Genomic DNA, 279 nt, shown 5'->3' with positions numbered 1-279 from the left:
GCAGGTACAGTGGAAGTCTTCATTTCTTACTCTTCCTACCATAGTCACCATACTGAATACCACCATTAACTCTCCAAGCTTGCTGAGACATTCTCCTACGTTGGGAGATGGAGTGTTGTTCACTCTTCTGGTCTGGAGCTTGCTTGATACGGAGGAAGCAAGTGGACTTAGCTTCGTTCAGGAGGTAGCTAAAGGCATTAGCTGGTAGGTCTGGGATGAAACTATCATCCATAGTCCAGACAGGATCAAACTTACCAAAGCATTGAGTCTTGGAGCTTT

General features: G+C 45.5%; 1 protein-coding gene. It reads left to right on the top strand.

Annotation, left to right across the window (positions count from 1 at the left end):
* A partial coding sequence (locus MD536_RS21845; protein ID WP_239603890.1) for a hypothetical protein occupies positions 1-208 on the top strand: 208 nt, incomplete at its 5' end.
* Positions 209-279 lie beyond the last annotated feature (71 nt).

Origin of the sequence: Flavihumibacter cheonanensis, assembly GCF_022352215.1 — a bacterium.
Classification (GTDB): Bacteria; Bacteroidota; Bacteroidia; order Chitinophagales; family Chitinophagaceae; genus Flavihumibacter; species Flavihumibacter cheonanensis.
This window is presented reverse-complemented; position numbering and strand designations above follow the sequence as displayed.